This is a genomic window from Natronococcus amylolyticus DSM 10524, assembly GCF_000337675.1.
In the GTDB taxonomy this organism is placed as follows: domain Archaea; phylum Halobacteriota; class Halobacteria; order Halobacteriales; family Natrialbaceae; genus Natronococcus; species Natronococcus amylolyticus.
Genome location: NZ_AOIB01000021.1, coordinates 20023 through 46747 on the forward strand (window position 1 = coordinate 20023; position 26725 = coordinate 46747).

The window sequence follows — 26725 nt, forward strand, 5'->3', positions numbered from 1 at the left end:
ATTCCCGCCATGGGTTTTCATACGTTTCCGCTCGAACGCGCCGACGAACTCGAGGATTCCTCGCGATACCGATACTGCTCGCGCGAGGAGCTGCTCGAGCTGCTCGCGCCGACCGCCGAGGACGTCGTCGCCGATCTGGGTTCGGGAACCGGGTTCTACACCGACGACGTCGCGCCGTTCGCCGGAACGGTGTACGCGGTCGACGTCCAGTCGGCGATGCACGACCGGTACCGGGAGAAGGGCACGCCCGAGAACGTCGAGTTCGTGACCAGTGAGGTGTCGACGCTGCCGTTCGCCGAGGACGAACTCGACGGGGCGTTCTCGACGATGACCCACCACGAGTACGCGACGCCGCCCGGATCCGACTCGTCGGACGGCGCACTCGAGGAACTCGCGCGGGTCCTCCGGCTCGGCGGTCGTCTCGTTACCGTCGACTGGTCCGGCGATGGGGACGGGGAGGACGGTCCCGCCCTCGAGGAGCGGTTCTCGCTCGAGGAGGCCGTCGACGGGCTCGAGGCGGCCGGCTTCGAGGTCGAGACCGCTCGAGACCGCCCCGAGACGTTCGCGCTGGTCGCGGTCCGGTGACTAGATACTGGACATCTGGCCAGGACTAGGAGGTAGTAAAATCCATAAGACCATCACATCCTCCTTGATGTGCCCATACAGAGTGCTTTTCCGTCCAGAGCCGACTGCTCGCTCGTATGGGGATCGATCCATACACGCCGACAGAACCGTCCTACGAATGCCCCGGGTGCGGGTACAGAGACGATACGGATTCGGGGCTGCTCTGCCCTGACTGCGGTGGACAGCTTAGAAACATCGCCGTCGCTCGAGAGTAGTCGGTCGTCATCTTAAGACGGAGACTGTCTGCTGGAAGTCATTCCGGTGGAGTCGCACGACGGATCGCGGTCCCACCGGTAAACCGCTACAGCAAACCGTTTCAGTCGAAATCGGGCAGGTCCTCGGGTGGTTCGTACTCGGCCTCCCAGTCGATGTACTCCTCCTTGAGGATCACCGAAACGATCTGGCCGAACTCGGTCAGCTCGGCGTTGATCGCCGAGACGGTGCCCCAGGTATCCAGCTCGGGGTGGTACTCTCGCTCCTGCCAGTCCTCGGGGATGCCGGGGGCGTGGTAACCGACCCGGTCGGCGAAGTCGTCCCAGAAGAAGTCGAACTCGGCGAAGAGGTCGAGATCGCGGGCGATCCCGTACTCGCGGTCGTCGAGATCGGTGTCCTCGCGCCACTCCGCGAACGCCTCGTCCCAGGCGCCCTCGCGGAGAAACCCCTGTAGCTCCTCCCGTCGGTAATCGATCTCGGTCGGATCCTCGGCGCTGATCGTCGCGTCGTCGTACTCGTTTGGATCGACGAACGACAGCTCCGGCGGCTCCGGCGGATCGACCTCGAGTGCCATAACCGCCCGTACGGCCGGTCGTCGGATAAGGATTCCCACAGCGATCGTACGGACTCGCGCACGTCGCTTCTCTGGCAACTTCGGGACGGCTCGCGGTCGCTTCGGAAAAGACCGGTACAGAGGCCGTTTCAGACGATTCCGAGCGCGGAGAAGCCGGCGACCGAGGTGACCGTCAGCACGACGGTCCAGACGGCGATTCCGGCAGTCATCCAGGTCGCGACGAGCCGACCCCGGCTGCCGGCGAGCAGGGCTACCAGGGCGGCGATATGGACTCCGGTCATCACCGGACCAGCGAGGGAGACGCCCGGAAGCCCGTACTGATCCCAGAGCCGACGTGCTCGTACGTAGCGGTCGCTGGGCTCGTCGCTCCCGGTACGGCTCTGCTACCACGCCAGCAGCCGTCGATAGCTCAGGATCAGCGCGTACACCGAGCCGACGTTGCCGATGAAGGCGACGACGGCCGTCATCACCGGGTTCAGCCCGAGTCCGATCGCGACCGGAATGACGACGAGGATCTCGACCACCGGGATCGCCGCGAACAGGAACACGAGCGCGTACTGGACGATACCCGTCGCTTCCTCGAGGGCGGTCCCGACGTCGACGAGCAGCGGTGTAATCGTCATTCGAACGCCTCTTCTCGGAGGTACGTCCCGTTTCGGTCAAGTACCTGCCGTTGTAGTACCAACCGAAACGGTTCACACCACCGACTTTTCGCGATTCCGATAGTCCGCGGATCCGAACACTCAACCCCACTCTTCCCGTACGCCCGGTGATGACAGGCTACGAGGCGGCGATCCTCGACGTCGACGGAACGATCGTTCGAGGGGAACGGCTCCTTCCGGGCGCGACCGACGGGCTGACGGCCCTCGACCGGGCCGGCTGCGATCGGTTGCTGTTCTCGAACAACCCGACCCGGGGCAGCGCCCACTACCGGGAGAAACTCGAGCCCCACGGAATCGCGGTCGAGCCCGAAAAGGTCCTGACGTCGGCGACGGTCTCGGCGGAGTACCTCGCCGCGACCCACCCCGACGCGACGGTGTACCTGGTCGGCGACGACCGCCTCGAGTCGATCCTCGCCGACGCGAACGTCGCGCTCGCCGACGACCCCGAGTCGGCGGACGTCGTCGTCGGCTCGTTCGACAGCGACTTCTCATACGGGACGCTGTGGGAGTCGCTGCGGGCGCTCGAGAACGGGACCGAGTTCTACGGAACCGACCCCGACACGACGATCCCGGTCGACGACGGACTGATGCCGGGTTCGGGAGCGATCCTCGCGGCGATGGGCGCCGTCGCCGGCCGCGAACCTGACGCGATCCTTGGCAAGCCCTCGAGCGTCGCGGCCGAGGCGGCCATCGATCGGCTCGGCGTCGACCCGGCGGACGTACTCGTCGTGGGGGATCGTCTCGACACCGACATCGAACTCGGCAACCGTGCTGGGATGGAGACCGCGCTCGTACTCACCGGGATCACCGACGAGGCGACGGTCGAGTCCGCGACCGTCGAACCTGACCACGTCCTCGAGTCGCTGGCCGAGGTCGAGCGGCTGCTATGACATCCACCCCAGCGTGAACGCTGGGGTTTCCCAAGCGTTGGGATATTATGGTTTGCAGTTGACGACCTGTTCTCTCGGTGTAAACCGTCCGCTCTCGCGATCGAACAGGTGGACTGCTGGCTGCGCCATCCAGCCGGTACTCCTATCCTCGTCGTCAGGACTTGGAGGTACTTGTGTGTCCTCGAGCTTGCGTCGAATATTCTCGGCTCCGTTGACGTCAGCGTTAGCAACGGTACCGCACTCGTCACAGATGTACAGACCACGTTCAACACGTTGGTTACTATCTTTGTGTTCACAACAGGCACATGTTTTCGAGGTGTTACGTTCGTTGACTGTCTCGACAATGATCCCGTGTTCCTCGGCCTTGTACTCGAGCATAGTGACGAACCGATCGAACGCCCAACGGTGCAACGACTGGTTGCCTTTCGATCCCCAGTCTTTCGTTTCACCGCTGCCATTCTCACGGATTCCGGTAAGGTCGCCGACGGCGATAGTACCGACACCACGTCTCTCGCTTTCTTCGACGATCGTCTTCGAAAGCGTATGCAAAAAGTGCGTTCGTCTGCTCGACCACTTGTGATCGAGTCGGCGAGCCTCGTTGGAGGTCGTGTCGTCACACTTCGCGCGTTCTTTCGCGAAGTAGTACTCGTCCTCTTTGAGCGCTCCACCGGGATAGAGGACAGCCTCGTCGCCGTATGAGACAGCAGCGGTATTGCTGATTCCGATATCGATCCCAGCGGTTCGATCGCCGGGCGAATCGATGCCCTCGAATTCGACGCGACAGACGAGGTGCAGTTCCCATTCTCCGCGCTGGTCGTTCCAGACGGCACGCACCTGTTGAACGTTTTCGACGGTCGCGTCTGGGTCGGTATCGTATTCGCAGAGGATGAAGTCCGACCAGTGGTCTTTGAGGTTGCGACCTTTCGAGAGGCGGACACGATTGTGCTCCGAGTCGTGTTTGAACCCGTCTTCTTTGAACGTGATTGTCGAACGCGGATGTTCGTCGCCACGCTTGCGGTAGCCGGGCGGGTTCGCCATCTCGTCTCCGTTCTGTCGCTTGCTGTACCACCCACGAAACGCCTCAGCGAGCTCTTGAATAACTCGCTGACTCGACTGTGCATTGAGATCGGCGTAGCGTTCGTGGTTCTTGAGGTACGCGGACAGTTCGGAATGATCTGGGATGTAGCCGGTTTCTTTCCAGATTCGATCGACAGTCCACCGAGCGACGTTCCAGAGTTTCGACGCAGCGAACCCAAGCGAATCCAGGCTATCATACACCTGACAGTGGTTGCGAATGGTCGCAATATAGGTGCGAGTGGCCTGATTCGCCATACACAGTCTATTATACTATATTGATATAAAGGCAGCCCAACTGGAGTGAAAGTGAACAGTGTGTGGAATATCCAGTCTGTTTGTATCCGACAAAACCCCAAGTGACGCGATTCACGCCCGTTGAGCAAACCGAAGGTTTGCGATGCCCATCAGAACGCTTCGCGTTCTGAGGACGCCGTAAACGGCGGGACTCTCTTGCTGTTGAAAGGTAGCTCGTCCCGACCCGATTGGTCTCAATCGCCCGGACTCTCGAGAAGCTTCGCAACCGTCACGAACGCGTCGAACTCGGGTGGAGAGCCGTTGATCTGGACGAGGTTTCGTGAGGGATCGTACTGGATGAACTCCACCTCGGCCGATTTCGGGAGGTGGACGTGTTGCAGCTCCAGTGCGATCTCGTCGACGGAATCGAGCTCGGGAGCCGTTCCTTCGTCTTCCCACTTCTCGACCGTCTCGACGAGTTCGTCGACCGGGACGGGCCCGTTCCGTTCGTAGAGATAGTACAGTGCGTACCTGCGGCGCTCCTCTCGCAGAAGCTCGAAGACCGTCTCCAGCTCGACCATGGGGGCGGTTGGCGCAGTAGCGGTTTAGCTCTTGTCGCTATTTCCGTCGATTTCTCCCTCGAGCGCGTCCTGCCGGAGCCGTTCTCCGGTCTCGCTGTCGACGGTTAACTTCGGGACGGTCGTCGGTCGGTTCTCGTCGTCGATTGCAACGTAGACGAAGTACGACTCGGTGGTCTTCTCGCGCTCGCGGGTTCGGAGATCCTCGCGCTCAGTGATCAGGCGAACCTTCACGCTCGAGGTACCGGCGTCGTAGACGTACGCCGTGATGTAGGCGGTGTCGCCGACCGGAATCGGGCGCTCGAAGTCCATCCGGTTGACCTGTGCGGTGACGCAGGTCTCACCCGAAAACCGCATCGCCGACATCGCGCCCACCTCGTCCATCCACTTCATCACGTTTCCTCCGTGGGCGACCTCGAGCATGTTCGCGTGGTTGGGCTGGACCATCTCGCGGTTCTCGATCAGCGTCTCCAGTAGGTCGGTCATCGAGAGGGAGTTGCCCGCGTCCGCAGTTAGGGGTGCCGGGATCCCATTGCTGGCCGTGAACACGTCCCGTTCGAGCCTTCGATACTGGTAAAAGTCGGCGACGAGTTGGCACTCCTAATGAGTGATGCAGGCGACGCCGACGTTCCGAAGCCCCCTACCCCGGATGAGGGGCGGGGCTCCGTCGACGTCCTCGGGACCGCCCACGTCTCGAAGGCGAGCGTCGACGAGGTCCACGAGACCGTCGACGAGCGGAAGCCGGACGTCGTTGCCGTCGAACTCGACGAGAACCGGTACCGCCAGATGCAGGGCGGCGCCCCGGACGATATCGAAGCGAAGGATCTGCTCTCGGGCAACACCGTCTTTCAGTTTCTGGCCTACTGGATGCTCTCGTACGTCCAGTCGCGGCTCGGCAGCCGGTTCGACATCGAGCCCGGCGCGGACATGCGGGCCGCGATCGAGGCCGCCGAGCGAAACGCCAGCGGCGTCGCGCTGGTCGATCGGGACATTCAGATCACGATCCAGCGGTTCTGGACGCGGCTGTCGTTCGCCGAGAAGCTCAAGATGGTCGGCGGGCTCGCGCTCGGCGTCACCGATCCGCGGACGATCGGACTCACCTTCGGCGCGGCGCTCGGCGCCTTTTTCGGGCTCGTCTTCGGCGCCTTTCTCGCACCGGCGTTCGGCCTCGGTGACCTGCTCGCCCTGGGGATCACCGATCCCGCGACCCTGCAGTACGTCGGCGCTGGCGGAGTCGGGATCGTCGGCGGACTGCTCGTCGGGCTGATCTTCCTGCCTTCCCTCGAGTCGGCCGGTCGCTCGGCTGGCGGGCTCGTCAGCGGCTTCTCGCTGCGCTTGCTCGCCGGAGCCGTCCTCGGGGTCGTCGGCTGTCTCGCGCTGGTCGCGACCGGGACCGGGATCGGCCCGCTCTCCCCGGGGAGCTTCGAGAACTGGGGCGGGTACGCCGTCCGGGGCGGCGTCGGCGCCCTGGCAGGGCTGGGGATCGGCGTCTCGGTCGGCGCCGTCGTCGGCTTCGTCCTCGACGGGCTCGCCGAGGACACCGAGGAGTTAGACGAGATCGACATCGAGGAGATGACCGACGGCGACGTCGTCGCCGCGATGATGGAGGAGTTCCGCCGGTTCAGCCCCCGCGGAGCCGAGGCCCTGATCGACGAACGCGACGCCTACATCGCCCACAAGCTCCACGGGCTCCGCGAGCAGGGGTACCACGTGGTCGCCGTCGTCGGCGCGGGCCACAAGGCCGGCATCGAGCGCTACCTCGAGCATCCCGGAGAGCTGCCGCCGATGGAGTCGCTGACCGGGACTGCCTCGGGACGGCGGTTCTCGCCGGTGAAGGTCGTCGGCTACCTGGTGATGTTCGCCTTCGTCGGCTTCTTCTTCCTGTTGATCATGGCTGGGGTTCAGAACACCTTCCTGCTTCAGCTGTTCCTGGCGTGGTTCGCGTTCAATGGGATCTTCGCGTTCGCGCTGGCTCGGTTGGCGGGCGCCCGCTGGATCAGCGCCGGCGTCGGGGGGTCGGTCGCCTGGCTCACCAGCATCAACCCGCTGCTGGCGCCGGGCTGGTTCGCCGGCTACGTCGAGCTCAAGTACCGTCCGGTCAACGTCCGGGACGTCCAGCAGCTCAACGAGATCATCGGCGACGCTGACCGCCCGATGGGCGAGGCGATCGAGGAGATGTTCGACGTGCCGCTGTTCCGGCTGATCATGATCGTCGCACTGACGAACATCGGGAGCATGATCGCCACGTTCCTGTTCTTCATCGTGGTCATCCCGTGGCTCGCGCCCGAGATCGGCGGCGTCGACGCCCTGATGAACGAGCTGATTCGGGGCGCCGAGAACAGCCTCGAGCTCATCCGCGGGGTGGTGACGTGAGCTACTCGAGTCGAACGTCCGAGCTGACGTTCAGCGACAAGGAGCTGTTCGACCTCGCCGTGGCGTGGGTCGCCCTGAGCGTCGCGTTCGCGCTGTTGCTGGCACCGATCCACCGCTTCGACATCGAACTCGGCTGGTTCCTCACGATGATCGGGTTGAGCTTCGTCACCGTCGGCGTCGCCTTCCTGCTGCACGAACTGGCCCACAAGGTCGTCGCGATCGAACACGGCCAGACCGCGGAGTTTCGCGCCGACTACCAGATGCTATTCCTGGCGATCATGAGCGCGCTGGTCGGTTTCCTCTTCGCCGCGCCGGGTGCGGTCTACCACCGCGGCCGGATCACGGTCCGGGAGAACGGCCTCATCGCGCTCGCGGGACCGGTGACCAACCACCTGCTCGCGCTGTTGTTCCTCCCGCTGATGCTGTTTCCGGGCATTATCGGACTCGTCGGTCATCTCGGGGTTCTCATCAACCTCTTCCTGGCCGCGTTCAACATGATCCCGTTCGGTCCGCTGGACGGGAAGTCCGTCCTCGAGTGGCACAAACCGATCTTCGGGGCCGTCTTCGGGCTGAGCCTGTTGCTGTTGATGGGCTTTTACCTCGTCTTCGGCTTTCCGGCGCTGTTCGGATGAGTCTCCTTCCTTCCGGGGACCGGTGATCTTTTGCTCGCCCCACGCAGTCGTTGAGCCATGACGGACCACGACGAGGACGGGAACGAGGGGGACGAACTTACCTACGCCGACACCGGCGTCGACATCGAGGCCAGCGAGGACGCCACCGCCGCCTTGCTCGAGGCCTTTGGCAGCGACCTGACGACCGAGTACGCCGGTCTGCTCGACATCGGCGATCGGTACCTCGCGCTGGCGACCGACGGGGTCGGCACCAAGCTGCTCGTCGCCGAGGCGATCGAGGACTTCTCGACGATCGGAATCGACTGCATCGCGATGAACGTCAACGATCTGGTCGCGGCGGGGGTCGAGCCCGTCGCCTTCGTCGACTACCTCGCGATCGACGAACCCGACGACGCCCTGACCAACGAGATCGGCGAGGGGCTGGCGGTGGGGCTCGAGCAGGCCGACCTCACGCTGCTCGGCGGCGAGACGGCCGTGATGCCCGAGGTCGTCACGGGCTTTGACCTCGCGGGGACCTGTGCCGGCCTCGCCGGAAAAGACGAGATCTTCGACGGCGAAGCGGAGGTCGGCGACGCGCTCGTCGGCTTCCCCTCGAACGGGATTCACTCGAACGGGCTGACGCTGGCTCGGGAGGCCGTCACCCGCGACCACGAGTACGCGGAGCCGTTCCCGCTGAACCCCGAGGTATCGATCGGCGAGGAGCTGCTGCGGCCGACCCGGATCTACACCGACCTGCTCGAGCCGATGCACGACCACGACGTCCGCGCGGCGGCCCACGTCACCGGCGGCGGCTGGACCAACCTCTCGCGGATGGGCGAGCGCCGGTACGTGATCGACGATCCGCTGCCGGCCCAGCCGATCTTCGAGTTCGTCCAGGAGGAAGGAGCGGTCTCCGACGAGGAGATGCACCGCACGTTCAACATGGGGACCGGGTTCGTCGTTGCGCTCCCCGAAGAGCGAGCCGAGTCGCTGGTCGCCGAAACCGACGGGCAGCTCATCGGACGCGTCGAGGAGGGCGACGCCGTCGAGATCCGCGGCCTCTCGCTGTCCTGAACGCAACCGCTCTCGAGGGGGCAGTTCGAGGCTCGAGGCCTCGGGCCGACCGCGATACGATCGCGTCGACCGTTCAGACCGCCTGTACTGGAATCTCGGTCTGGCGAACGACCCGTTCGGTGACGCTGCCAAGCGGCGTTCGACGATCGTTGGTCGCCCCTCGTCGTCCCATCACGATCAGGTCGGCGTCGTCCCGCTCCGCGTAGCCGATGATCTCCTCCCAGGGGAGCCCGCGGCAACACTCACACTCCGCTTCGAGACCGACCTCGCGGGCGCGGTCGGCGATTCCCTCGAGCATCTCGACGGCCTCGTCCTCGACTTTCTCGTGTTCGGCCTCGACGCTGCCGAGCGCCGGCGGTCGTCCGTGACGCCGTTCGTCGACGACGTAGAGACACACTACCGACGCGTCGTACTGCTCGGCGAGGTTCAGCCCGTGATCGACGCCGCGGGACGCCTGTTCGCTACCATCTGTCGGGACGAGGATCGTATCGTACATCTTCGTTCACCCATGTGTTACTTCGACGTCCTGTCTGGTAAAGACTGACAACGGTTCTCAGCGAGAGGGAATCCCCTCACCGGTCGGTTTCGCTCACACCCTGCTGTGACTCGATCGCCTACCCGGTCGCCGCCCGGATCGCGTCGTACTCCTCGTCGCTGTAGGCGATGAGCCGGACCTCCTCGAGCGAGTCGGGGTCGTAGCCGCCGATCTCCTCGCCGATAACCCCGGCGCCGTCCTCGAGGTCGAAGCCGGCGACGCCGCAGCCGAGCGCCGGCAGCACGAGCGACGTACAGCCAAGGTCGTCGGCCGTCTCGAGGGCGTTGCGGGTCGCCTCGCGGATGCTCGCTTCGCTCGCCCGTCCCTCGCCGTAGTGGGGCATCGCCGCGGCGTGAACGACGTAGTCGGCGTCGAGATCGTAGGCGTCGGTCGCGACGGCCTCTCCGAGGTCGATCGGCCCCTTCTCGGTGGCCGCCTCGTTGAGTTCCTCGCCGGCCCCTCGTCGGAGTGCGCCGGCGACGCCCGACCCCATCTCGAGGCTCGTGCCGGCGGCGTTGACGAGCGCGTCGGCGGACTGTTCGGCGATGTCACCCTGAACGACGTCGAACTCCATACGCGAGATTACGACGGTACCAGGCTTGAAAGTACGCCCGACCGGGAGAACGCGTCTCGAGATGTCGTCGTTCCCACGGTCTTAGGCCGACCAAAACCTTTTATATTTAGGTCTACCTAATCCCTCGTAATGGACGTACCCGCCCGCAGGGAGGAGACGGACACCGAGGAACCGACCGAAGAGCCGGCCGCAGTCGTTTCCAGTCACGAACCCCGCCCAGGCAAGCTCGTAATCACCGAACGCGACAACAAGGAGGGCTGGATCGCGACCGACTGCGCCGTCGACCTCGAACCATAACGGCCCCGGCTCTCTCGTCGCTCGAGCTGTCGAGAGCGGGCACTCTCCTTCTAACGGGCGCAAAAAACGCGAGTGCGAGTACCGTCGCCGTTCCGCCGTTCGACCGTTACTTCGTCGCCTCTTCGAGGACGAGCGTGTCGTCCTCGAGGTAGTGCTCGAAGTGGTGGCCGTCGTCCTCCAGGGTCACGAGAATCTCACGGAGGATCTCGGCAGTTGCGTAGTCGCCGAGGTTCTCGGCGAGTTCGATGCTGTCGCGCATCGATTCGATGATGTCGCCGTACATCTCGAGGTCGTTCTGGAACATCGTCCGGACGTCGTAGACGTCCTCGCCTTCGAACTCGACAGTCGCGCGGGCCTCCTGGTTCGACGGCCCGGAGACGGGAACGCCGCCCAGCGCCTGGGCGCGCTCGGCGATGACGTCGGCGCCCTCCTCGACGTGTTCGTAGGCCTCCTCGAGGAACTTGTGAAGCGGGAGGAACTCCGCACCTTCGACGACCCAGTGGTGTTTCTTGAGCTGGTGGTACAGTACATACGCGTTCGCCAGCTCCGTGTTCAGCGCCTCGACGACCTGCTCGGCCTTCTCCTGGTCGAGCCGAAGCTCGTTCTCCTCGACGACGTCTGCCTGCTGACGGACGGTTTTCTGGGTGCTCATCGTACTACACGATACAGGCGCCTCGCTCTTAAAGCTTACCCATGCAAAAATATTTTTTGCGGTTGAGAAAAGATAACTTTCCAGTTTCCCCTCCATACGGAGGGTCCAGGCGATTCGGATCGAGCCGATAAGGATGCTCGAGGCCCTTACGTACAGCGCGGGCGGTCAGTGCAAGCGGGTGATCTTTCACCCCTCGAGCGGATTCGTACCGTATGTCCGGCGATACCCAGGGTGCTGTCCCGTTTGCGAAATCGGTCGTGACGGGGATTCAGGAGAAGAACGTTCCGTTCATGGCCGCGAGCATCGCGTACCACGCGTTCATCTCGTTGATTCCGTTGCTCGTCCTACTGTTCTTTCTCGTCTCGCTGCTCGGCGACGAACAGCTCGCGGCCGACGTCGCCGCAACGACCGAGGGCGTCCTCCCCGAGAGCGGTCAGATTATGCTCGAGGACGCTCTCGCGGAGTCGCCGGCGACGGCCGGCGCGTCGATCATCGGGCTCGTCACGCTCGTCTGGGGATCGCTGAAGATCTTCCGTGGGATCGACACCGCGTTCTCCGAGATCTACGGAACGACCGCGGAGAGCTCCCTGCTCGGTGAGGTTCGTGACGGGATCATCGTCCTCGGTGCGATCGCCCTGGCGCTGGTGGCCGCGTCGGCGGCGACGATCGCCTTCGCGATCCTGCCGGACGTGCCGTTTCTCGGGCTGATAAACCCGCTCCTGCTGATCGTGGGGCTCTCGATCGCGTTCATGCCGATGTACTACTTCTTCCCCAAGATGGAGGTCACCGTCCGCGAGATCCTCCCCGGAGTCGCCGTCGCCGCAGTCGGCTGGGCCGCGCTCCAGTCGCTGTTCCAGGTGTACGTCTCGCTGGCGGCCGACTCCGAGTCGGCGGGCGCGATCGGCGCCATCCTGCTGTTGCTCACCTGGCTGTACTTCGGCGGCATGATCCTGCTCGTGGGCGCCGTCGTCAACGCGACCCGATCGGACGAGGTCGCCCTCGCCGAAGACGACGACGAGCTCACCGTTCAGAAGCGGAAGTTCGACCGGAGTCAACGTACTAACGAGCGCCTCCGTTCGGAACTCGAGGAGCTCCGTCGCGAACGAACCAAGCTTCGCCAGGATCTCGAGGCCCACCGGAGCCGACGGTACGACCTCGAGGATCGGGTCGACGACCTCGAGGACCGGGCCCGAACCCTCGAGGACGAGAACGAACGGCTCCGGGCGGAACTTGAGGTGCGCGAGGAGCCCGAGTGGAGGCAGGCGGTTCGGGCGGCGGCGTCCCAAATCGAGACGATCAACGTTGGAACGGTTCGCGACCGACGACGGTAGCACGCGAAAGTCGTGAGAGCTTAGTGGGAGCCCGTGGCAGTGACGGTCGTGTCTCACCCCGTCCGGGCGACCCGACGCCGGATCCAGCGCGAGTGGGGAGCCGTCGTCGAGGGCGTCGACGACTGTGCGGATCTGGTCGCCGAGCCCTGGGATACCTCCCGGACGACGAACGCCGATCGGGTCGTCGTCCCACTGCGAGCGGCCCTCGAGTCGGCCGGCCTGCTCGAGCAGCTGTCGGCCCTGCTGGTCGACGCCGTCGACGCGGCCGGCTGCGAACTCGGCGCGAGCCCGGTTCCCGCCCCGCCGTACGTCACCGTCACCAGTCGGGGACCGATCCTCCGGGCGACGATCGATCCCGGACGTCTCGTGATCCGGTTCGACGCCTTCGAGGTCGTCCGCGACCCGGGTCCCGCCTACCGACGGCTCGACGGCGTTCGCCTCGACGTCTCGCTCGAGTAGCGGGTCCCCGTCCGACGACTTTTTGTCGCGCGTCTCGGTGGTGTAGCGCATGCACCCGCGCGCAGCGACGTTCGCCGAACGGGCCCACGAGGATTACGGGTTCGAGCCCGACGTCGAGGAGTTTCCGGAAGGGACGAAGACTGCGGAGGACGCAGCCGACGCCGTCGGCTGCGACGTCGCCCAGATCGCCAGCTCGCTGGCCTTCGACGTCGACGGCTCGCTGGTCGTCTGTGTTACCAGCGGCGCGAACCGCGTCGACGAGTCGGCTCTCGGCGCCGTTTTCGACGTGTCAGCCGAGGACATCGAGATGGCCGACCCCGACCGAATCAGGGAGACCCTCGGCTGGTCGATCGGTGGCGTTCCACCCTTTTGCCACGACCGGGAGGTTCCCGTCGTGATCGACGAAACGCTGCTCGAGTTCGACACCGTCTGGGCGGCAGCAGGGACGCCGACGGCGGTCTTCCCGATCGATCCCGACCGACTGCGTCGGCATGCCGACGCCGAGCCGGCCGCAGTCGGCGACTGAGACGGACTTCCGTCTGCGATCTCCGCAGCGATCGCGAGTCGTCTGCAGTTACTCCGGGCACTCGTCATTTCAGCGGAGCGTACGACCCGTTCGGAGTTGCCGTACCCGAAAGCACTTGAGTTGGTGGTAATTCAGGCATCTAGTAATGAATCTGGATTCGTCGCCAGCTGATCGGCCCCTCGATCGCCCCCGCCGAGACGCCCCGAGCGATGGCGACTGAACGGACCCGGCGAGCGGTGCTCGCGGCGTCCGGCTCCCTCGCGACGCTCGGTCTCGCCGGCTGTTTCGGCGACGACGGAGACGACGAGGAGTACGTGGCCGTCGAGGCGCTTACCCTCACGGATCCCGAGACGGGAGAGTCGCTCACCGCGATAGAGGGGGACGGATGGGAGGTCGAACCGCTTCTCGTCCCGCTCGAGGGACGGCTTCCGGTCGGCGCTCGAGTCGAGGACGCGGACGGGGAGTTGCCACTCGGCGAGGACGAGAGTTACCACGTCGGTGCCGTCGCCGTCGAGGAGGGTGACGAAACTGTCGCGATCGAACCCGACGGCGACCGCGTCGGTCTGGTCGGTCGATCGGCGGGAAAGACCGAGATCACCGTCGAGCTCTGGGACGGCGATCGGTTCGGGTGGGACTCCCCGCCGCTCGAGGTAGAAGTCGTCGACGACTTCGAAGGGCCGGTTGCGTAGCGGTTCGGCTCGTCGGCGCTGTCTCCCCTAAGCCCGACTGGGGGTGCCTTGTCGCACTCCACGGATCTTTGTGTCTTCTGTCACGCGCTACCACTATCGTTCGATCGCCGTCCCGTCGATTAATAATATCGTCAGGTTCATTATCAACCTCTCTCACTCTACGAGTGGTATCTAACAATGACGATCGATCGCACCAGCCCGACCCGTCGAAAGCTGCTCGCTGCGTCCAGTTCCCTCGCGGTACTCGGTCTCGCCGGCTGTGTCGGCGACGACGACGAGGACGACGAGGCAGGCGCTGACGACGGCGATGATGACCACGACGACGATCATGATGACGATCACGACGACGATCATGATGATGATCACGATCACGACGATGATGACGACGATCAACACATGGACGTCGAGGAGTTCGAGCTACTCGACCACGAGTCCGGCGAGCAGCTCGCGTACGTCCACGACGGCCACTGGGATCACGGCCCGCTGTACGTCCCGCTCGAGGACGGCGTCGCCGTCGAGGCACACGCCGAGGACGCCGACGGCGAGGAGATCGCCTTCGGCGAGGACGAGGAGTACCAGCTCGAGGCCGAGGTGGCCGAGGGTGCCGAGGAGAACGTCGAGATCGAGTCCCACGGCGACCACGTCGAGCTAACCGGCGAGGAGGAAGGAATCACCGAGGTTATCTTCCAGATCTGGCACGACGACCACTCCGACTGGGATTCACCGGAGCTCGAGGCCGAGGTTGTCGAGGACTTTGACGCCGAAGAGAACCACGCCGACGGCGACTACCACGACGACGATCACGACCACGACGATCACGACGACGACCACGACGACCACGATCACGACGACGACTAGCGACTCGGCTCCGCCCTCCGCATCCGCAACCGACTCTCGTGTCTTTCCCGTTTCGCCCGCCCACGATCCCCTTTTAATCTGCGCTCGAGATCGCCGCCCGTTGTTATCGTACAGCCGGTCGCTGCAACGAGTTATTAACCATCCTCGACCACATAATAACTCTTTTACCCACCCGCTCGTATCTCCCTGTATGACACGGTCACGCCGCGCAGTGTTGCGCTCGAGCGCCGGTGCGCTCTCCCTCGGCGTTCTCGCGGGCTGTCTGAGCGAGCCCGACGACGAGGGTGGGGACGCGGACGAGGGGTACGCCGCCTTCTTCACGCTCGCCGACTGGACGGAACAGATCGTCGGCGACGAACTGACGATCGAGAACCCGGTCGAAACCGGAGAGATGGGCCACGGCTGGGAGCCGCCGGTCGACCTCCAGCGCGAGATCACGGAGTCGGCGTTTTTCGTCTACCTCGATTCGCCCGAGTTCGCCTGGGCACAGGACGTCGCGGCCGACCTCGAGAACGAGGACGTCGAGCTGATCGACGCCCTCGAGACCGTCGAGGACCAGCTGATCCCGATGGACCGCGAGACCGACGAGGATCGCGACCCCGTCGAGGAGTACGACGACGACCCGGCCGCCGTCGAGGTCGCCGAGTTCGAACTCTACGACGGACGCACCGGCGAGGAGGTCGCCTACTGGCACGACGACCACTGGCACGGTGGGGTTCCAGACGTCCCGCTCGACGGACAGCTCGCGATCGAGGGCGTCTTCGAGGACGCGGAGGGACGCGTCCTCCCGTTAGGCGAGGACGAGCCGTTCGCACTCGAGGCCACGATCCCCGACGGCGCGGATGAAGACGCCATCGAGATCGAGTCGCAGGGCGACCACGTCGAGTTCCACGGTCTCGAGGAGGGTCGAACGATGGTGGTCTTCGAACTCGTCGCCGACGGCAAGGTCGTCTGGGACACGAGCGCGGACAACCTCTCGGTCGCGGTCGCCGAGGACGACGACGAGGAAGCGACGGAGTTCGCCGACCCCCACGTCTGGGTCGACCCCGTCCTCGCCCAGGAGATGGTCGAGACGATCGCCGCCGAACTGGGCGAGATCGATCCGGACAACGCCGAGCAGTACGAGGAAAACGCCGCCGACTACGCCGATCGGATGGACGACGTCCACCGGGAGCTCGAGGAGGTCGCCGAGAACGCGAGCCGGGACGTCGCGGTCCTCGCGGGTCACGACTCGTTCGGCTACCTCGAGGAGCGCTACGACTTCGAAATCCGAACCCCCGTCGGCGTCTCGCCGGACGCCGTCGAGTCGAGCGAGGACGTCTCGGAGCTGATCGAGGCGATCGAGGACGAAGACATCGATACGATCCTCTACGATCCCTTCGAGAGCACCGACGGCGACGTTCCACAGATGGTCGAGGTCTTACTCGACGAGACCGACGCGACCGACGCCGAGCCGGTCACGCCGGCGGAGGGGACGACCGAGGAGTGGAACGAACAGGGGTACGGCTGGGTCGAGCAGTTAGCGGAGATCACGATCCCGGCGCTCGCGAAAGCACTCGGCGCCGAGTAGGCCGGCGAAATGGAAGACATAAGCATATCCGCGTTCGATACGCGAGTGAGAGTCCCGTGAGTTCGATCGTCGAGATGGAGCACGTGACGTTTTCCTACGGCGAGACCGTCGCCATCAGAGACGTCTCGCTGACGATCGAGGCGGGGGACTTCCTCGGACTGGTCGGGCCGAACGGATCGGGGAAGACGACGCTGTTACACCTGATGCTCGGCCTGCACAGCCCCGACAGCGGGCGGATCGAGCTGTTCGGCCAGCCGGTCGACGAGTTCGACCAGGGCGGGCGAATCGGCTACGTCTCCCAGAAGGCCACCAGCCGCGGCGGGACGATGCCCGTCACCGTTCGCGAGGCGGTCACGATGGGGCGGTTCGCCCACGCGGGCCACTCGCGGCTGACCGACGACGACCGCGAGATCGTCGACGACGCCCTCGAGACGGTCGGCATCACCGACCTCTCCGACCGACGGATCAACGAGCTCTCGGGCGGACAGCGCCAGCGCGCTTACATCGCGCGGGCGTTGGCCTCCGAAGCCGACCTGCTGGCGCTCGACGAACCCACCGTCGGCGTCGACGCCGAGTCCCGCGACGCGTTCTACAAGCTGCTGGACTCGCTCAACGACGCCGGGATCACGATCGTCCTGATCGAACACGACATCGGCGTCGTCACCGACCGGGCTGATCGGGTCGCCTGCATCAACACGGAGCTGTTCCACCACGGGGATACCGAATCGTTCGTCGAAAGCGACGCCTTGGAGCAGGCGTACGGATCGACCGGACAGGTCGTCCACCACCACCACTGATGGAGCGGACAACCAGACGCCACCTCGAGCGGGTCGGAATCGCCCTCACGGGGCTGTTCGCGGTCGTGATGATGCTCTTTCTGGCCCTCGAGTGGCTCCAGGAGTACCCCTACGCGGGGACGCTGTACGACCAGTATACGGTCGCCGGAATGTGGCTCGACTACTACCTCGGCACGAGCGTCTTCGGCTACTCGTTTATGCTGCGGTCGATCGCGACGGGCGTGCTCGTCGGGATCGCCGCCCCGCTGGTCGGCACCTACCTCGTCCACCGGGAGATGGCCCTGATCGGCGAAACCCTCGCTCACACCGCGTTCGCGGGGGTCGCCATCGGACTGCTCTTTAGCGCGACGACCGACTGGGACGGCTCCCTGCTCGCCTCAGCGCTCGTTGTCGCCGTGGTCGGCGCCCTGCTCGTCCAGTTTCTGTCCGAACGGACGAACACCTACGGCGACGTGCCGATCGCGATCATGCTCACCGGCAGCTTCGCCGTCGGGACGCTGATCATCAGCTACGGCCGCGGCGGCTTCTCGGGCGTGAGCATCGAGGACTACCTGTTCGGGAGCGCGGCCGTCATCCCTGCCGAGGGCGCACGGCTGGTCGCGATCCTGACCGTCGCGGTCGTCGCCGTCGTCGCGCTCACCTACAAGCAGCTGCTCTTTATTACGTTCGACGAGCAGGCCGCCCGGGTCGCCCGCCTCAACGTCACCTGGTACAACACGCTGCTCATCGTCATGACCGCCGTCGTCGTCGTCGGCGCGATGCAGATCATGGGCGTGATCCTCGTCGCCGCGATGCTCGTCATCCCGGTCGCGGCCGCTTCCCAGGTCGCCCACGGGTTCCGCGAGACGCTGGCGCTATCGATCCTGTTCGGGCAGGCCTCGGTGCTCGGTGGCTTTGGCTTCGCGATCTCGCAGGGGCTGCCACCTGGCGGTTCGATCGTCGTCGTCGCGATCGCGATCTACGGGCTGGCGATCCTCGCCTCGAGCCGGGCCGGTAGCGCGATCTCGATGCATTAGGTTCCCGGACTGCGGGAGCACGCTACACGTTTAACCCGCTGCCCGGCGAACACTCGGGCGATGGGACGGTTATCCGACCTCTTTGCACCCGAGACCGTCGCCGTGGTCGGCGCCACCGACCGCGAGGGCGCCGTCGGTCGGGCGATCCTCGAGAACCTGCGAGACGAGTTCGCAGGCGAGGTGATCCCGATCAACCCCAACCGCGACGAGGTCCTCGGGCTCGAGTGCTACTGCGACGTACAGGCCGCGCCGCCGATCGACTTGGCGGTGGTCGTCGTTCCGCCGACGGTCGTGATCGACGCCATTGAGGACATCGCCGAGGCGGGCACCGACGACGTCGTCGTCATCACCGCCGGCTTCTCGGAGACCGGCGGTGAGGGCGCCGAGCGCGAACGGCGCCTCCGCGAACTCGCCGCGAAGCACGATCTCAACGTCGTCGGTCCGAACAGCCTCGGCGTGATGTCGACGCCGTCGAGCATGAACGCCACGTTCGGTCCGGAAGGTGCCCTCGAGGGCTCGATCTCCTTTATGAGTCAGTCGGGGGCGTTCATCACGGCGGTGCTCGACTGGGCCAACGAGCAGGGGATCGGCTTCCAGGACGTCGTCTCGCTCGGCAACAAGACCGTGCTCGACGAGACCGACTTCGTCCGCGAGTGGGGCAACGACCCCGACACGGACGTCATCATCGGCTACCTCGAAGACATCGACGACGGGCAGGGGTTCGTCCGTGCGGTCCGTGAGGTGACCGACGACACGCCGATCGTGCTCGTCAAGTCCGGCCGAACCGACGCCGGGGCGCAGGCCGCCTCCTCGCACACGGGGGCGATCGCCGGCAGCGAGCGCGCCTACGAGGCCGGCCTCGAGCAGGCGGGCGTCGTGCGGGCGACGTCGGTCCAGGAGTTGTTCGACTACGCCCGGGCGCTGTCGGGGCTGCCTGAACCCGAAACCGACGGCGTCGCCGTCGTCACCAACGCTGGCGGCCCAGGCGTACTCACGACCGACGCGGTCGGGGACTCCTCGCTGCGGATGGCCGGCTTCACCGACGAGACGATCGACGCGCTCGCCGAGGCGATGCCCGACGAGGCCAACGTCTACAACCCGATCGACGCCATCGGTGACGCCGACATCGAGCGCTTTCGCGAGGCGCTCGACATCGCGCTCGAGGATCCGAACGTCGGGAGCGCGGTCGTCGTCAGCGCGCCGACCGCCGTACTGCAGTACGACAAACTCGCCGAGGTCGTCATCGAGAAACGGGAGGAACACGGCAAGCCGGTCGTCACCTGTATGATGGGCGGCGACCGCGCACGGGCCGCCGAGGAGGTCCTGCGGGAGTTCGGCATCCCGAACTACTTCGACCCCTCCCGCGCGGTCGCGGGACTCGACGCCCTCGCGCGCCACCGCGACATCAGCGACCGACCGTTCGACGAGCCGACCGAGTTCGACGTCGACCGCGAGCGCGCCCGGGAGATCCTGGAGCGGGCCCGCGACCGCGACGACAACCGCCTCGGCGTGGAGTCGATGGACCTGCTCGAGGCCTACGGGATCCCGACGCCGGAGGGGGAGATCGTCGACGACCCCGACCGGGCCCGGGACGTCGCCGAGTCGATCGAGGGCGACGTCGTGATGAAGATCGTCAGCCCCGACATCTCCCACAAGAGCGACATCGGCGGCGTCAAGGTCGGGGTCAGCGACGAGGACGTCTACGACGCCTACGAAGATGTCGTCGCGCGGGCGCGCAACTACCAGCCCGACGCGACGATTCTCGGCGTCCAGGTCCAGGAGTTGCTCGATCTCGAGGAGTCGACCGAAACGATCGTCGGCATGAACCGCGATCCGCAGTTCGGCCCGCTGCTGCTCTTCGGCCTGGGCGGCATCTTCGTCGAGATCCTGGAGGACACCTCGGTCCGGGTCGCCCCGATCGGCGACGGCCAGGCCCGCGAGATGGTCGACGAGATTCGGGCGGCGCCGCTGTTGCGCGGCGCCCGCGGGCGCGAGCCGGCCGACGTCGACGGCGTCGTCGAGACGATCCAGCGGCTCTCCCAGCTCGTGACCGATTTCCCGTCGATCCTCGAACTCGACGTGAACCCGCTCGTGGCCGGCCCCGATGGCGTACAGGCGATCGACCTCCGACTCACCGTCGACACCGACGAACTATGACTGACACCGACACCGACACCGACACGGACAGCGAACCGACCGCCGACAGCTCACAGCCGCCGATCCTCGTCGCCTCGCTCGAGGAGAGCACCGGGAAGACGGCGATCGCGCTGGCGCTCGCCAGCCTCGCCCGCGAACGCGGCGAGAGCGTCGGTTACATGAAACCCAAGGGCACCCGCCTGCAGAGCAACGTTGGCAAAACCTTAGACGAGGATCCGATGCTCGCAAAGGAGCTGCTCGAGCTCGAGGCCGGGATCCACGATCTCGAANCCCGCCTGCAGAGCAACGTTGGCAAAACCTTAGACGAGGATCCGATGCTCGCAAAGGAGCTGCTCGAGCTCGAGGCCGGGATCCACGATCTCGAACCCGTGGTCTACTCGCCGACGTTCGTCGAGCAGGCGATCCGCGGCCGCGAACAGCCCGCGGAGATCCGCGAGCGCGTCCGGGAGGCGTTCGACGCGCTCGCGGCCGACCACGACCGAATGATCCTCGAGGGCGGCGGGAGCTACGACGTGGGCGAGATCGTCGAACTCGCCGACGCCGACCTCGCAGAGCTGCTCGACGCCCGCGTGCTGCTGGTCGCGTCCTACGAGATCCCCGGCGACGCCGACGACGTGCTTGCGGCGGCCCGGACGTTCGGCGACCGACTCGCGGGCGTCGTCTTCAACGACGTTTCCGACGCGGCCTACGACGGGCTCGAAACCGACGTCGTCCCCTTCCTCGAGGGACGCGGGATCCCGGTTCACGGCGTAATTCCGAGCGAGCGGACGCTCGCGGGCGTCACCGTCGCCGAGCTGGCGAACGAGCTCGGCGCGTCGACGCTGGTCGACGCGGGCGACGACGCCTACGTCGAGCGCTTTACCGTCGGGGCGATGGGCGCCGACAGCGCCCTGCGACACTTCCGCCGGACGAAAGACGCCGCGGTCATCACCGGCGGCGACCGCGCCGAGATCCACACGGCCGCCCTCGAGGCGCCCGGCGTCCGCTGTCTCATCCTCACGGGCGGACACCGCCCCTCGGGAGCGATCGTCGGCCAGGCGACCGAGAAGGAGATGCCGATCCTCTCGGTCCAGACGGACACCCTGACGACGGTTGAACGTGCAGAGGACGTCGTCAGGAGCGGACGCACCCGCGACGCCGAGACGGTCGAGCGGATGGCGGAGCTGTTGGCCGATCACGCGACCGTCGACGAGCTCCTCGAGGAGTAAGGCCCCCGGTCGGCGCCACTCAACTCGTCTGACCAAGAGTTAAGAGTCACCCCTGCATCCCACCTACCATGGACGACACGCACCAGGAGGTCACCTCGCTCGTCGGCCGCGAGGTGTACTCGAACAACGGCGTTTTCGTCGGCGAGGTCGAGGATCTCCAGCTCAACATCAGCGAGGAGACGATCGAAGGACTCGCGCTCGGCCAGCTGAACGAGGAGCTGTTCCCGGAGGAGTCTCGCGCCAGAAAAGGCGTCATCGTCCCCTACCGCTGGGTCCGGTCGGTCGGCGACGTCATCCTGATCAACGACGTCGTCGAGCGCGTCCGCGACCCCGATGACGAGGAAGAGGACGAGATCGTCGCCTGATCAGTTTCCGTTCGATCCTTCGCTTCCGTCGACGCCCATCGCGTCGAACAGCGTCCGCTTGACCGCTTCTTCGGTGAGCTCGAGCAGGGTGTCTCGAGTCCCCTCCGAAATTTCGATCCCGGTAAAGATACCCAGCGGAATCTCCGCGCTGGCCTGCGTCGAGGCTGTCTCTTATACACATCNTTTCGCCGTAGGCGTCGTCGAGGACCTTTCCGATGTTGATACGGATGTCCTTCGAGCGACCCGCGAGGAAGATCGTCTCGTCGGCGATGCCGAAGACGGCGGTCGTCGTCACGCCCTCGAGGTCGAGCAGGTGGCCCGCGGCCTGGGTCAGCGCCTCGCGGTCGCGAACGAAGCCGGCGTTCGAGACGAGGTGACTGCCCTGGACGTCCCGGTTGGTGATCGCCTCCGCGAGGACATCGAGCGTCTCGGGAGACATCGACGGCGACTCCACCTGCTCTAACGTGTCGTGGTTCGCGAAGGGGTAGAGGTAGGCGGCGGCGGTGAGGTCGGCGGGGGTCGTGTCGCGTTTGAAATCCAGGGTCTCCGCGCGGATCCCGTACAGCAAGGCAGTAGCGACCTCCTCGGAGACGTTCATATCGAACTCCTGGATGTACTTCGTCATGATCGTCGACGTCGAGGACATGTTCGGGCGGATGTCGACGAACTCGGGGTCGTAGGTCTCCTCGGCCTCGTGGTGGTCGATGACGATGTCGATATCGAGGTTCATCTCGGAGGAGGTCGCGTGATCGACCAGCGCGACCGTGTCGTACACCCCGGTGTCGTCGATCTCGTCCCACTGGACCAGATCGATCCCCAGCAGGTTGACGAACGCCCTGTTCTCCTGGTGGCCGACGTCGCCGAGATAGACGATGTCGGCCTCGACCTCGAGGTGGTCGGCGATCGCCTGCAGGGCGGCGGCGCTGGCGATCGAATCCGGATCCGGGCTGTCCTGCGTGAGGATCGCCATCCGCGAGTCGGTCTCCTCGACCAGCCGGGCGAGTTTCCCCGCGTTGTACTCGAGCTCGCCCGACTCGAGCGCCCGCAGGGCGGACTCGGCGATCACCGACGAGGGATTGATGACGATGTCGGCACCGAGCTCGGAGAGCTCGTCGCCCGAAACGGGGTCGCTCGCGCGTGCGACGAGGAACTGACTCTCATCGTTTTTCGTGCGGATATGCTCGACGGCCTCCTTGTTCGCCTCGACGTCGGAGGCGAGAATCAGGACGACGTCTCGCTCGGCGACGAGGTCGGCGGCCTCGGGTTCGCGGATGTCGGCGGTGCGGGCGTCCAGATCCTGGTCGCGCAGGGATTCGACGCGGCTCTCGTCGCGATCGATGATCACGACGTCCTTCCCCTGCTCGACGAGTTCTTCGGCGACGGCGTAGCCGACGCTCCCGCAGCCGAGAATCGCATAGTCCGAGATCGACGAAATAGTAACCCCCGTGCTCATGTGAGAGTGTGGTCGAACCGACCGTACTTAACGGTCCCGAAGATTGGAACGTCGGCGCACGCTCGAGAAGAAGCCGTTTGGAGACGCCTGACACGGCGCCTCCCAAGGGAAACGTATATTTATCCAGGTCCGAAACTCGGAGGTACAGGGCCGGTAGCTCAGTCCGGCAGAGCGTCTGACTCTTAATCAGACGGTCGCGTGTTCAAATCGCGCCCGGCCCGCTTTTGCTCCGAGCAATTACGCGAGGAGCAAAGCGGCTAGAGCGATTTGAAGTAGACGAGTCGCAGCCCGTGAGCGAGCGCAGCGAGCGAACTGGAACGTCTCGGCGTAGTTCATAATCGCGCCCGGCCCGCTTTTACGGCGAACAATGTCATGAGGAGCAAAGCGGCCAGCGCGGTTTGAAGTAGACGAGTCGCAGCCCGTGAGCGAACGCAGCGAGCGAACTGGAACGTCTCGGCGTAGTTCACAATCGCGTCCGACCCCCTCCCCTCGAGCCCCATCCCTCGAGCCCCATCCCTCGAGCGCTCCGCAAGAGCGATATCGGTTCCGGCGGAGTAACGGACGAATGAGTATCATCGCGGAGTTTACCGTCCCGTCCTCGGAGTTCGTCTTCGGTGACGTCTTCACCGAGGCGCCAGACACCACCATCGAACTCGAGCGCATCGTCCCGGCGACGGGGTCGATGATGCCGTACTTCTGGGTTCGGTGTGACGACCCGGAGGAGGTCGAGCGGGCGATCAGAACGCATCCGGCGGTCCACGATCTGACGCGGCTGGATTCGGTCGACGACTACGCGCTCTACCGGGCGACCTGGGACGGCGACGTCCACGACCTGCTGTACGGGATCGGCGAGGCCGACGGGGTGATCCTCGAGGCCTACAGCACCGATAGCTGGTTCTTTCGCCTTCGGTTCCCGAACCACGACGCGCTCGCGGGCTTTTACAACTTCTGTACGGATCACGAGATTTCGGTTCACCTCGAGCGCGTGTACTCGCTGTCCGAACACGTCAACTCGGGGCGACAGCTGGGGCTGACGCCCGAACAGCGCACCGCGCTCGTGCTCGCACTCAACCGGGGGTACTTCGACACACCGAGCGAGGCCTCCCTGTCGGAGCTCGGTGCCGAACTCGGCATCACCCAGCAGGCGATGTCCAAACGGATCCGGGGTGGGACCAGGCAGGTTCTCACGACGGTGTTGCTCGATTCGGTCGATCGGGCCCCGAGATAGCCCCCCGGTTATAGTTCCGTTGTTCGGACTACCCCTCGTACTATTTCGGTTTGTGCCGGACGCGTTCGTACGGAATGAGTGGTACCCACCCCGCCGATGTCGGCGTCGAACCGCCCGTCTCCCACCCTCGCCGACGGATACTCCGACTCCTTCGCTCGAGGGACGAACCGCTGTCCGTGACCGATCTCGCAACGCGTCTCGCCACGAGGACTCCATCGTGCGAACTCGAGGACAGGATATGCGAGCGGATGCGAGTCGCCCTCGTTCACGTTTACCTCCCGAAGCTGGCGGATTCCGGGCTCGTGGAGTGGAACCGCGAACGTCGGGTGGTCCGGGCGACGGACGCTCGAGAGTGCAACGACGATACCGGATACGACACGGATCGAGACCACGGGCAGTCCTGCGACGGGCGCCGGCTCGGGGCGTGGCTGTGCTGTCCGAGCTGCGGCCGCCGCAACGTGACCCGCGGTCGCGTGGACGCCGGCCTCGAACTCGAGTGTCACGACTGCGGACGCGGTGAGACGCTCTCGCTCGAGCGACGGCCCGAGGGACAGTCCGGCGATTCCGAGTCGAACCCGTCCATGGGTGACGACAAGAACGCTCGCGAGCGGGCGCTCGAGGCGTCGAACGAGCGCTTGGAGCAGTTTGCCTACGCCGCCAGTCACGACCTCCAGGAGCCCCTGCGGATGGTCTCGGGGTACCTGCAGCTGATCGAGGGGCGCTACGAGGGCGAACTCGACGCCGACGGCGAGGAGTTCCTCGCGTACGCGGTCGACGGCGCCGATCGGATGCGCGAGATGATCGACGGCCTGCTCGCGTACTCGAGGATCGAGACGCAAGGAACCGCGTTCGAACCGGTCGCCCTCGAGGCGGTGCTCGAGGACGTGTGCAAGGACCTGGAGGTTCGAATCGAGGAGACCGACGCGGACGTGACAATCGGATCGTTGCCCCGCGTCGAGGGCGACGAGACGCAGCTGCGCCAGCTCTTTCAGAACCTCGTCTCGAACGCCCTCGAGTACAGCGGCGACGACCGACCGATCGTTCGCATTGAGGCCGAACGCGACGGCTCCGAGTGGCTCGTCGCCGTTCGCGACGAGGGGATCGGGATCGAACCGACGAACCAGGAGCGGATCTTCGACGTCTTCGAGCGTCTTCACGGCTACCACGAACGGCGGGGGACGGGGATCGGGCTCGCGATCTGCGAACGGATCGCCGAGCGCCACGGCGGCGAGATTCGGGTCGACTCCGAGCCCGGCGAAGGATCGGCGTTCGTACTGACGCTGCCGGCACCCGGGTGTCGCCCGTGATCGTCTCCTCGACCGAACCGCGATCGAGGAGGATCGAACCCGAACGGCTATTGTCGAACGGTGACCACGTCCGCGCGTGAACGCTGTCACCCACGAACGACTCCCACCGAGGAGACGGCTATGAGAGTCGTCTCTCTCGCGGGACCGAGCGACTCGGGGAAGACGACGCTCGTCGAGAAGCTCGTTCCACGACTGGCCGAGGGAGGTCGAGTCGCGACCGTCAAGTCGATCCACCACGACGTCGAGATCGACACGCCGGGTGCCGACACCCACCGCCATCGAACCGCGGGCGCCGAGGCGGTCGTCGGCGTGACGCCCGAGCTCACCTTCGACATCACCGCTCGAGGGAAACGCGATCCGCCCGACGAACCCGACGGGGAGTACTTTCGGACGGACGACCCCGAACTCCGGGCGCTCTCGAGTACCCTCGGCCGACTCGAGCGCCGCGGCTACGACATCGTCGTCGTTGAGGGGTTCTCGGCGGCGCCGCTGCCGACGATCCTCGTCGGCGATCGGGATCCCGAAGCGGTCGGCGGTGAGGTCGTCGGCAGGGGAAGCGAGGATCTCGCCGATCTCGTCGAGACGATACTGGGACTCGACCCCCTCGCGACGCGTGTGGAGTCCTCGGACGCGGACGAGTCCTGATTCGCCTGGTCGTCGATCCCGAAAATGGTACTGTGGCACGTCCCAACGCCGCTGTTGGCTTTCATGGACCGCCATGCTCGCAGCCGTCGTCGATCGGCTTCGTTCGTTCTGTCCTGCAACCTATAGATAAATCAGACTCTTCCTTATA

General features: G+C 65.3%; 28 protein-coding genes, 1 tRNA gene and 2 pseudogenes. 22 read left to right on the plus strand and 9 right to left on the minus strand.

All coding sequences use genetic code 11. The features are described 5' to 3' along the window. Positions 1-9: 9 nt before the first annotated feature. Together C491_RS09020 and C491_RS22440 are read left to right on the plus strand one after the other, a co-directional pair. Positions 10-585 (plus strand): class I SAM-dependent methyltransferase, encoded by a 576-nt coding sequence (locus C491_RS09020; protein WP_005555426.1) that lies wholly within the window; start codon positions 10-12, stop codon positions 583-585. A gap of 116 nt (positions 586-701) precedes the next feature. After that, the gene (locus C491_RS22440) at positions 702-839 is read left to right on the plus strand and encodes a rubrerythrin-like domain-containing protein (RefSeq protein ID WP_005555428.1); all 138 of its coding nucleotides are present in this window, start codon (positions 702-704) and stop codon (positions 837-839) included. A gap of 101 nt (positions 840-940) precedes the next feature. Here C491_RS22440 and C491_RS09025 read toward each other — a convergent pair whose 3' ends face one another. Both C491_RS09025 and C491_RS09030 read right to left on the minus strand, forming a co-directional pair. Continuing rightward, entirely contained in the window at positions 941-1411 is a 471-nt protein-coding gene (locus C491_RS09025; protein ID WP_005555431.1) for a hypothetical protein, read from the minus strand. Positions 1412-1539: 128 nt separating this feature from the next. Next, positions 1540-2034 (minus strand): annotated as a pseudogene (locus C491_RS09030) (small multi-drug export protein). Between the two features lie 149 nt (positions 2035-2183). Between C491_RS09030 and C491_RS09035 the strand changes: the two are divergent. Beyond that, entirely contained in the window at positions 2184-2963 is a 780-nt protein-coding gene (locus C491_RS09035; protein WP_005555433.1) for an HAD-IIA family hydrolase, read from the plus strand. Positions 2964-3008: 45 nt separating this feature from the next. Here the strand turns inward: C491_RS09035 and C491_RS09040 are convergent, their stop codons facing one another. The 3 genes from C491_RS09040 to C491_RS09050 form a co-directional block, all read right to left on the minus strand. Further along, the gene (locus C491_RS09040; RefSeq protein ID WP_049891668.1) at positions 3009-4295 is read right to left on the minus strand and encodes an RNA-guided endonuclease InsQ/TnpB family protein; all 1287 of its coding nucleotides are present in this window, start codon (positions 4293-4295) and stop codon (positions 3009-3011) included. 233 nt (positions 4296-4528) lie between these two features. Beyond that, a complete protein-coding gene (locus C491_RS09045; RefSeq protein ID WP_005555438.1) occupies positions 4529-4855 on the minus strand; it encodes a DUF7344 domain-containing protein in 327 nt (108 codons plus the stop codon). A 24-nt stretch (positions 4856-4879) separates the two neighbouring features. Next, positions 4880-5338, minus strand: a complete 459-nt coding sequence (locus C491_RS09050; RefSeq protein WP_005555439.1) for an acyl-CoA thioesterase — start codon at positions 5336-5338, stop codon at positions 4880-4882. A 117-nt stretch (positions 5339-5455) separates the two neighbouring features. Between C491_RS09050 and C491_RS09055 the strand changes: the two genes are divergently transcribed. Genes C491_RS09055 through purM form a run of 3 tightly spaced genes read left to right on the plus strand, consistent with a single transcriptional unit; the run spans position 5456 to position 8910 of the window. Beyond that, entirely contained in the window at positions 5456-7225 is a 1770-nt protein-coding gene (locus C491_RS09055) for a TraB/GumN family protein (protein WP_005555442.1), read from the plus strand. Further along, entirely contained in the window at positions 7222-7857 is a 636-nt protein-coding gene (locus tag C491_RS09060) for a zinc metalloprotease (protein ID WP_005555444.1), read from the plus strand. The genes C491_RS09055 and C491_RS09060 overlap by 4 nt, the downstream gene beginning before the upstream one ends. Before the next feature lie 57 nt (positions 7858-7914). After that, the gene (gene purM / locus C491_RS09065) at positions 7915-8910 is read left to right on the plus strand and encodes a phosphoribosylformylglycinamidine cyclo-ligase (RefSeq protein ID WP_005555446.1); all 996 of its coding nucleotides are present in this window, start codon (positions 7915-7917) and stop codon (positions 8908-8910) included. Positions 8911-8983: 73 nt separating this feature from the next. Here the strand turns inward: purM and C491_RS09070 are convergent, their stop codons facing one another. Together C491_RS09070 and C491_RS09075 are read right to left on the minus strand one after the other, a co-directional pair. Further along, on the minus strand, positions 8984-9406 hold the full coding sequence (locus C491_RS09070; RefSeq protein ID WP_005555448.1) for a universal stress protein: 423 nt from the start codon (positions 9404-9406) through the stop codon (positions 8984-8986). Between the two features lie 118 nt (positions 9407-9524). Further along, on the minus strand, positions 9525-10019 hold the full coding sequence (locus tag C491_RS09075; RefSeq protein ID WP_005555450.1) for a macro domain-containing protein: 495 nt from the start codon (positions 10017-10019) through the stop codon (positions 9525-9527). 129 nt (positions 10020-10148) lie between these two features. On the opposite strand from C491_RS09075, the gene C491_RS23200 reads away from it, so the two are divergent. Next, on the plus strand, positions 10149-10316 hold the full coding sequence (locus C491_RS23200) for a hypothetical protein (RefSeq protein WP_005555452.1): 168 nt from the start codon (positions 10149-10151) through the stop codon (positions 10314-10316). A 106-nt stretch (positions 10317-10422) separates the two neighbouring features. Here the strand turns inward: C491_RS23200 and dpsA are convergent, their stop codons facing one another. Next, positions 10423-10968: a DNA starvation/stationary phase protection protein DpsA gene (dpsA, locus tag C491_RS09080; RefSeq protein ID WP_005555455.1), complete on the minus strand. Its 546-nt coding sequence runs from the start codon at positions 10966-10968 to the stop codon at positions 10423-10425. 212 nt (positions 10969-11180) lie between these two features. Here dpsA and C491_RS09085 point away from each other — a divergent pair, with 212 nt between their 5' ends. The 11 genes from C491_RS09085 to C491_RS09135 all read left to right on the plus strand — a co-directional run bounded on the left by C491_RS09085 (position 11181) and on the right by C491_RS09135 (position 21944). Then, positions 11181-12299 (plus strand): YihY/virulence factor BrkB family protein, encoded by a 1119-nt coding sequence (locus C491_RS09085; protein ID WP_005555457.1) that lies wholly within the window; start codon positions 11181-11183, stop codon positions 12297-12299. 48 nt (positions 12300-12347) lie between these two features. After that, positions 12348-12758: a hypothetical protein gene (locus tag C491_RS09090; protein ID WP_049891728.1), complete on the plus strand. Its 411-nt coding sequence runs from the start codon at positions 12348-12350 to the stop codon at positions 12756-12758. A 49-nt stretch (positions 12759-12807) separates the two neighbouring features. Then, positions 12808-13284 carry a YbaK/EbsC family protein gene (locus C491_RS09095; protein WP_005555460.1) on the plus strand — a complete coding sequence of 159 codons (477 nt, stop codon included), beginning with the start codon at positions 12808-12810 and terminating at the stop codon, positions 13282-13284. A gap of 209 nt (positions 13285-13493) precedes the next feature. Then, positions 13494-13973 (plus strand): hypothetical protein, encoded by a 480-nt coding sequence (locus C491_RS09100; RefSeq protein WP_005555462.1) that lies wholly within the window; start codon positions 13494-13496, stop codon positions 13971-13973. A 177-nt stretch (positions 13974-14150) separates the two neighbouring features. After that, complete coding sequence (locus C491_RS09105) at positions 14151-14831, plus strand: hypothetical protein (protein ID WP_049891669.1); 681 nt, start codon at positions 14151-14153, stop codon at positions 14829-14831. A 190-nt stretch (positions 14832-15021) separates the two neighbouring features. Next, positions 15022-16401: a metal ABC transporter substrate-binding protein gene (locus tag C491_RS09110; RefSeq protein ID WP_049891671.1), complete on the plus strand. Its 1380-nt coding sequence runs from the start codon at positions 15022-15024 to the stop codon at positions 16399-16401. Between the two features lie 74 nt (positions 16402-16475). Continuing rightward, complete coding sequence (locus tag C491_RS09115; protein WP_394295449.1) at positions 16476-17198, plus strand: metal ABC transporter ATP-binding protein; 723 nt, start codon at positions 16476-16478, stop codon at positions 17196-17198. Beyond that, the gene (locus tag C491_RS09120; RefSeq protein WP_005555473.1) at positions 17198-18214 is read left to right on the plus strand and encodes a metal ABC transporter permease; all 1017 of its coding nucleotides are present in this window, start codon (positions 17198-17200) and stop codon (positions 18212-18214) included. The genes C491_RS09115 and C491_RS09120 overlap by 1 nt, the downstream gene beginning before the upstream one ends. A 60-nt stretch (positions 18215-18274) precedes the next feature. Next, positions 18275-20371, plus strand: coding sequence for an acetate--CoA ligase family protein (locus C491_RS09125; RefSeq protein WP_005555475.1), 2097 nt, complete (start codon positions 18275-18277; stop codon positions 20369-20371). Further along, a complete protein-coding gene (locus C491_RS09130) occupies positions 20368-21579 on the plus strand; it encodes a phosphotransacetylase family protein (RefSeq protein ID WP_005555478.1) in 1212 nt (403 codons plus the stop codon). The genes C491_RS09125 and C491_RS09130 overlap by 4 nt, the downstream gene beginning before the upstream one ends. Positions 21580-21647: 68 nt before the next feature. Next, positions 21648-21944, plus strand: a complete 297-nt coding sequence (locus C491_RS09135) for a PRC-barrel domain-containing protein (RefSeq protein ID WP_005555479.1) — start codon at positions 21648-21650, stop codon at positions 21942-21944. Here C491_RS09135 and C491_RS09140 read toward each other — a convergent pair. Then, a pseudogene (locus C491_RS09140) lies at positions 21945-23397 on the minus strand (NAD-binding protein). A 147-nt stretch (positions 23398-23544) separates the two neighbouring features. Between C491_RS09140 and C491_RS09145 the strand changes: the two are divergent. The 4 genes from C491_RS09145 to mobB all read left to right on the plus strand — a co-directional run bounded on the left by C491_RS09145 (position 23545) and on the right by mobB (position 26577). Beyond that, a tRNA-Lys gene (locus tag C491_RS09145) sits at positions 23545-23618 on the plus strand. Between the two features lie 344 nt (positions 23619-23962). Next, the gene (locus tag C491_RS09150; RefSeq protein WP_005555483.1) at positions 23963-24625 is read left to right on the plus strand and encodes a helix-turn-helix domain-containing protein; all 663 of its coding nucleotides are present in this window, start codon (positions 23963-23965) and stop codon (positions 24623-24625) included. A 74-nt stretch (positions 24626-24699) separates the two neighbouring features. Further along, positions 24700-25932 (plus strand): sensor histidine kinase, encoded by a 1233-nt coding sequence (locus C491_RS24370; protein ID WP_083909298.1) that lies wholly within the window; start codon positions 24700-24702, stop codon positions 25930-25932. Positions 25933-26052: 120 nt separating this feature from the next. Beyond that, positions 26053-26577, plus strand: coding sequence for a molybdopterin-guanine dinucleotide biosynthesis protein B (mobB, locus tag C491_RS09160; protein WP_005555486.1), 525 nt, complete (start codon positions 26053-26055; stop codon positions 26575-26577). The last annotated feature ends 148 nt before the right edge of the window (positions 26578-26725 follow it).